The following is a 5880-nucleotide window of genomic DNA, read 5'->3' as shown; positions in this document are numbered from 1 at the left end:
TTAAATTTGAGGAACGATGGCCGTGACCAGACAGAAAGTTGCCGTGGTAACCGGTGGTGCACAGGGTATCGGTAAAGCAATTTGTGATGCGTTTGCAGAGCAGGGCGTTGCCGTGTGTTCTATCGACCTGCAGGGCGGTGTCTACTATGTGGGCGATATTGCCGATGAAACGGTGCTCAGATCTTTTGCGGCTAAAGTCATCTCCGAATACGGGGCCATCGATTATCTGATCAATAACGCCTGTCTGTCGCGGGGCGGGTTGAACAGCTGTTCCTATGAAGATTTCAATTACGTGCTGCGAGTTGGTGTGGCGGCACCGTTCCTGCTGAGCCAGCTGTTTCTGGGGCACTTCAATACCGGGGCGTCCATCGTAAATATTTCGTCGACCCGCGAGCGGATGAGTCAGGCGGATACCGAAAGCTATACCGCAGCCAAGGGTGGTATCGGCAGCCTGACCCATGCCATGGCGATGACCCTGCGCGGAAAAGTCCGGGTGAATGCGGTTTCCCCGGGCTGGATCGATACCTCAAATGCGCACTTCACCGGCGCCGATGCCAGCCAGCACCCGGCTGGCCGTGTGGGTAATCCGGCGGATATCGTCAATGCCGTTATGTTCCTGTGCGATCCGAAAAACAGTTTCATTACTGGTCAGGACATCACTGTGGATGGCGGTATGACAAAGCAGATGATCTACCACGACGATCAAGACTGGGCGTATAACCCGTAATCCTGGCAGGAGTTGTCTCAGGCCTGGTTCGTTGGAGCGGCTATTCCGCCAGTCGCCACTTGGCTAATATCCGGCCACTTTGCCATTTGCAGATAATGGCGAAATTGCCAAGTGGTTCCCCCTGATCTTTTCCCTGTTGCATTGCATTCGCTGTACCAGTTGTGGAATATTTTATTCGTGCAAGCCTCTGCTAAATCAATAACGAATGAGTGTGAACCATGGCCAGACGACTTTCCCTGCTGCTGGGTGTATTCCTTTCTGTATCCAGCCCCTCGCTGTTGGCGGCGGACGAAAGTGATTCTTACCTGAATTACAAGATACCCGGCCTTGATAAGCCAGCCATCCGGCAGGTCGACATACTGCCGTTGCTGCAGGAATTACAGAAATCCCCATTGCTGCGCGTCGAGGAAATTGCGCGCTCCTATGAAGGTCGGCCGATTTCCAGCGTGAGTATCGGCAGGGGTGATACCCGGGTGATGATGTGGTCGCAGATGCATGGCGACGAGCCTACCGCGACGACCGCGCTATTCGATCTGCTCGCCTTTATCACAGCGCCTGAGCAGGCACAGTGGCGCGATGGGTGGATGGATGACCTCACCCTTGTGATGGTTCCGATGCTGAATCCTGACGGCGCCGAGCGCGATACTCGCCACAATGCGCAGAGCTTTGATGTGAATCGCGATGCGAAGGCGCTGCAGTCACCGGAAGGGCGCGCACTGATGAGCTTGGCCAAGTCCTTTAAGCCTGAATTCGGATTTAACCTGCACGACCAGAATCGCCACTATGGTGTCGGGCAGACGGACAAGATGGCCACCATTTCGGTATTGGCACCGGCCTATAACGAGGCGCGCGAGGTCAATGCCAGTCGCGCCCGTGCCATGAAGCTGATTGGTCTGCTGGTTCAGCGCATTGACCCGTCTATTGGTGACCATATCGCCAAGTACGATGACACCTATGCGTGGCGCGCCTTTGGCGACACCTTCGCGGAAATGGGCATCAGCACCATCCTGATCGAATCCGGCGCACACCCCAATGACCCCAACCGCCAGGTTGCGCGTCGCATGAATTTCGAGATGTTGGTGGCGGCCATCGACAGTATCGCCAGTGGCAGTTACCAACCCGTCTCGGTGGGGGTTTACAATTCGATTCCGTTTAACCGCGATGAGGCTTTTGTCGATGTAAAGATCGACAATATACGCGCGGGGGATGGCGATAAAGCCTATCGGACTGATATCGCGATCAATCATCGCTATGGGTCTGTCAGCGTGGTTGATGTGGGCGATCTATCCAATAAGCACGGCGCGCTGAGTGTCGATGCCGGCGGTGCTCAATATCAGGCCGCAAAAGCTTACCAGCTTGAGAAGACCCTGGAGTTGACGGACCGTCGCTATCTGGAGCTTCTGCGCAGTGGCTACGGGTATTTCGTCGGCGACAGTGAATTGCTGGTGAAGGAAACCCAGTGGCCGGTGGTGGTGAATCCGGCAAACCTTGAGGGTGAACGTCCCGCACGCCGTCAAGCCGCAACCTTCCTGCTCAGGGATGAGGCGGGTGTGCGTCTTGCCGTACTCAATGGCGGGGTGGTGGATGTGCGCAAGGGCAATCTTTTGGCGCTGGATCTAGATCCGTAATCTACGGCCCTTTAGCGGAGTCTGGGCGCGCGGAACACATGAGTTTCCGCGCGCGTGTGTGCTTCTGTCAGAAGCGCAGGCGAACACCTAAAGCGCCATCGACCCCAAAGCCTTCTTTGTTGTCGTTGTCACTAAACGCGAAGTTGGGCACCGCCTGAATATAGGCCTGCACGCTGGGGGCAATGCCGAAGGACAGACCTACCGGCAGGCGCACGCCGGCTTTGTCGTTGTAGCTGTCACGTCCGCCATCCTCGTAAAAGAGGCCGCCGTCGATATACGCGTGCAGGGTTCTGCGATCATTGCTGAGGTTCTGCAGGCGGAAATCTACCGCCAGAGCGTCACTGTTGACGAAGAACGAGGTTTCGCGAAATTGTGCGGTCACGCCGGTGCCCAGATCGTAGGCCAGGCCGATACCGAAACCGGAATTATTGCTGTAGGCGAGCGATGGAGCGCTGAGAAACGCCGCCAGCAGCGGTAGGGCGATACGGAGCAGTTTCATAGATACCTCGTGGTTGGGTGGCTTCAGGGCGGCGAGTATAGAGCAGCTGTGGCGTTATTTGTTGCGGCGTATCACAGTGTGTCGAGCCCGGTCTCGCGGGCACTTGAAGGTCACCAAGTAGCCGTTCTTTGCATCACTGCCCGGTGCGATAGACTTGTTGGCGAACCCAGCGATCAGGTAGCCACTGTGCCCTATGAACGATGCCCTGATACAAGCCCGGAAACTCAGCAAGTCTTACCACAACGGCCGCGAGCAGATCTGCGTGCTGCGGGGCGTATCCTTTGAGCTGCGCCGGGGCGAGGCCGTGGCGGTGATCGGGCCTTCGGGCTCCGGCAAGAGTACGCTGCTGAATCTGCTCAACGGGCTGCTGGCGCCGGACAGCGGCGAGTTGCAGGTATTCGGTAACCCGCATACCGCGCTCACCGAAGGCGAATGGGCCGAGTTGCGCCGCACCCGTATTGCCACACTGTTCCAGGATGGCAACCTGATCCCCACGCTCACCGTTTCCCGCAATATCGCGTTTCGCGCCGGGCTCGCAGGCCTGCAACAGCACGCGGGCGAGGCGCTGTTGGAGCAGTTGGGTATCGCTGAAACCGCGCAGCGTTACCCCGATCAGCTCTCCGGCGGCCAGCGGCAGCGGGCGGCGCTGGCCTGTGCCTTTGCCATGCAGCCGCAGCTGATTCTCGCCGACGAACCCACCGGCAGCCTCGACTACGCCACTGCCCAGCGGGTGGCGCCACTGTTTTTCGATGCCATCCGTGAGCGCGCGGTGGGCGCGTTGATCGTTACCCATAACCCGGAACTGGCGGAGCGCTGCGACCGGATTCTCGAGCTGCGGGAAGGAGCCCTGCGTCCATGGGACTCGGCAGTGTCTTCCTGAGCCATTACCGCCGCCATCCGGGCCAACTGCTCGGACTGCTGCTGATCCTGGTGTGTGCCGCCATGCTCTGGAGCGGAGTGCGTTCGCTGACCGGCTCGGCGGAGGATGCGGTGGCCCGCTCCCGTGCGGCGCTGGAGCCGCTGCTGAGTGTCGCCCGCGAAGATGGGCGCCCGGTGGATGTGGCGGATTTTGCGCGGCTGCGGCGGGCGGGGCTCTGTGCATCGCCACGGCTGGAAGTGCGTTTTGCGGGCAGCGAGGCCCCGGATGTTATCGGCCTCGACCCATTCACCAGTGCCTGCCTGCGGCAGTACCGGGCCCCGGAAGAGTCCAGGCAGGCGCGGGGCGAGGATTCTTATGCGACGGCGGTGGCGAGACTGATCTCGACGCTCGATCGGCCACTGCTGCTGGGGAGCGCCGCGGACTACGCGCGCTGGCAACAGCTGGCGCTGCCGGGCACCGGGGCTTTCCAGTTCGAGCAACTCGATGGCCTGCCGCGGGCGCAGCTGTTCACGGATATCTCGGTCGCGGCGGATCTGGCCTCCAGCGGGCGTGCGACTTTCGCCGTTCTGCTGCCGGCGGCGGAGCTGGAGAAATTGCCGCTCCCGGAAGGCTACCGCACCGAGGTGGAAGACTATGGGGTGGAGCCGGACCCGCTGGTGGATGCGTTTCTTCTCAGCCTCAATACCCTCGGCGCACTGACATTGCTGGTGGCGGCGCTGCTGGTGCGCAGCGTGTATCGCTTTGCCCTTGAACAGCGGCGCCGCAGCCTGCAAATACTGGTGCGTTTTGGCGTGCCCCCCGGCAAGTTGCGCATCGCACTGCTGGCGGAGGTGCTGCTGGTCGCAGTGGTCGGTGGCAGCCTTGGGCTTTGGTTGGGCGGGCGCTTGGCATCGGCGATGGCGGCGGGTTTCCAGGGAACCCTCAATGGCCTGTTCAATGTCGATACCCTGATCCAGGGTGCACCTACGGCGGAAGCCTGGCTCGGTATGGTGCTGATTCTTGTGCTGCTGGTGGGGTGGGCCGGTATGGACCTGCTGATTCTGCGGCGGGCGCAGTGGGGTGCAGCGGCGGCTTTCGGGCAAAGCGCGGGCAGCGGCCGCGCGCGCAACGGGCGTATTGTGGTGGCCTTGCTGCTGGTAGTGGCGTCACTGCTCGCGCTGTTGGCGACCGATGCGTTGTGGCTGATTTTCACCGCCACCATGGGCTGCCTGATTGGCGTCGGCATGCTGTTGCCGGAGTTGTTGAACAGCCTGCTGGCGCGCGCCGAGCGCCACGCCCACCGGCCGCTGCTGGAGTGGTCCTGTTCCGAAATGCGTGCGTTGTGCAGGCTGCTGGGCCTGCCACTCACGGCACTGGCGTTTGCCATTGCCACCGCCATCGGTGTACAGGCCATGGTCACCGGTTTCGAATCCACCTTTGCCCGCTGGCTCGACCAGCGCCTGCAGGGCGATCTGTATATCGACCCGGGCCAGCTGGTGGCGACCAGTGAGTGGCGCGAACAACTGCAGCAGCTGCCCGGCGTAAACGCGGTGTTGCCGATGGTGCACGGGCGGGCCGTGCTGGAAACATCGGACGGGAAATCGCCGCGCGGCGAACTGCCGGTGGATGTGTTCGCGGTCGATCCGGCGTCGCCGCTGTTACAGCAGTGGCCGTTCCTGGCTGCGGTGCAAAACCCCTGGGCGCAACTGCCAACGCGGGGGGTGCTGATCAACGAGCAGCTGGCGCGCCGGCAATCGCTGGCGCTGGGAGACCGCCTCCGGTTTCGGCTCGGCGGCGAATCCTTGACGCGGGAGGTGATAGGCATCTATGCGGATTACGGCCGCCCCGAGGGCGAGCTGATGTTGCCGCTGGCACTTGTGCCGGATTCGTTGCCGAATCGCTATTCCACCTTTGTGCTCGGCGCCAGCAACCTGCAGAAAATCCACTGGCAGGATTGGCCGCAACAGTATGCGTGGATGGCCGACAGCCGTCTGCGTGATCAGGCGGGTCTGAAGCGCGCCGCCAATGCGGCCTTTGCGCGGACTTTCCAAATGACGCGCATGCTGAACGGCCTGACACTGGCACTGGCGGGTACCGCGCTGGCATTGATGGGGCTGGTGATATTCCGTCTGCGGCAGGGGAGTTACACCTTGCTGCATGTATACGG

At 61.1% G+C, this 5880-nt stretch carries 5 protein-coding genes; 4 read left to right on the top strand and 1 reads right to left on the bottom strand.

The window, feature by feature from the left end; genetic code table 11:
* Nucleotides 1–22 precede the first annotated feature (22 nt).
* Nucleotides 23–727, top strand: a complete 705-nt coding sequence (locus VIL80_RS06850) for an SDR family oxidoreductase (RefSeq protein ID WP_332035376.1) — start codon at nt 23–25, stop codon at nt 725–727.
* A 218-nt stretch (nt 728–945) separates the two neighbouring features.
* A complete protein-coding gene (locus VIL80_RS06845) occupies nt 946–2355 on the top strand; it encodes a M14 family metallopeptidase (protein ID WP_332035375.1) in 1410 nt (469 codons plus the stop codon).
* 67 nt (nt 2356–2422) lie between these two features.
* Here VIL80_RS06845 and VIL80_RS06840 read toward each other — a convergent pair whose 3' ends face one another.
* Nucleotides 2423–2854, bottom strand: a complete 432-nt coding sequence (locus VIL80_RS06840) for a hypothetical protein (protein WP_332035374.1) — start codon at nt 2852–2854, stop codon at nt 2423–2425.
* 193 nt (nt 2855–3047) lie between these two features.
* Between VIL80_RS06840 and VIL80_RS06835 the strand changes: the two genes are divergently transcribed.
* A complete protein-coding gene (locus tag VIL80_RS06835; RefSeq protein ID WP_332035373.1) occupies nt 3048–3734 on the top strand; it encodes an ABC transporter ATP-binding protein in 687 nt (228 codons plus the stop codon).
* Nucleotides 3710–5880 (top strand): ABC transporter permease (locus VIL80_RS06830; protein WP_332035372.1); only part of this gene is annotated, 2171 nt, incomplete at its 3' end. The genes VIL80_RS06835 and VIL80_RS06830, both read left to right, overlap by 25 nt.

This window comes from Microbulbifer sp. (assembly GCF_036563125.1).
Classification (GTDB): Bacteria; Pseudomonadota; Gammaproteobacteria; order Pseudomonadales; family Cellvibrionaceae; genus Microbulbifer.
Note: the sequence above shows the minus strand (reverse complement) of the source record. Positions and strands in the feature narration are given on the sequence as shown.

Coding starts and splice junctions, on each gene's coding strand:
- VIL80_RS06845 (WP_332035375.1), top strand. CDS start 946: ATGGCCAGACGACTTTCCCTGCTGCTGGGTGTATTCCTTTCTGTATCC.
- VIL80_RS06835 (WP_332035373.1), top strand. CDS start 3,048: ATGAACGATGCCCTGATACAAGCCCGGAAACTCAGCAAGTCTTACCAC.
- VIL80_RS06840 (WP_332035374.1), bottom strand. CDS start 2,854: ATGAAACTGCTCCGTATCGCCCTACCGCTGCTGGCGGCGTTTCTCAGC.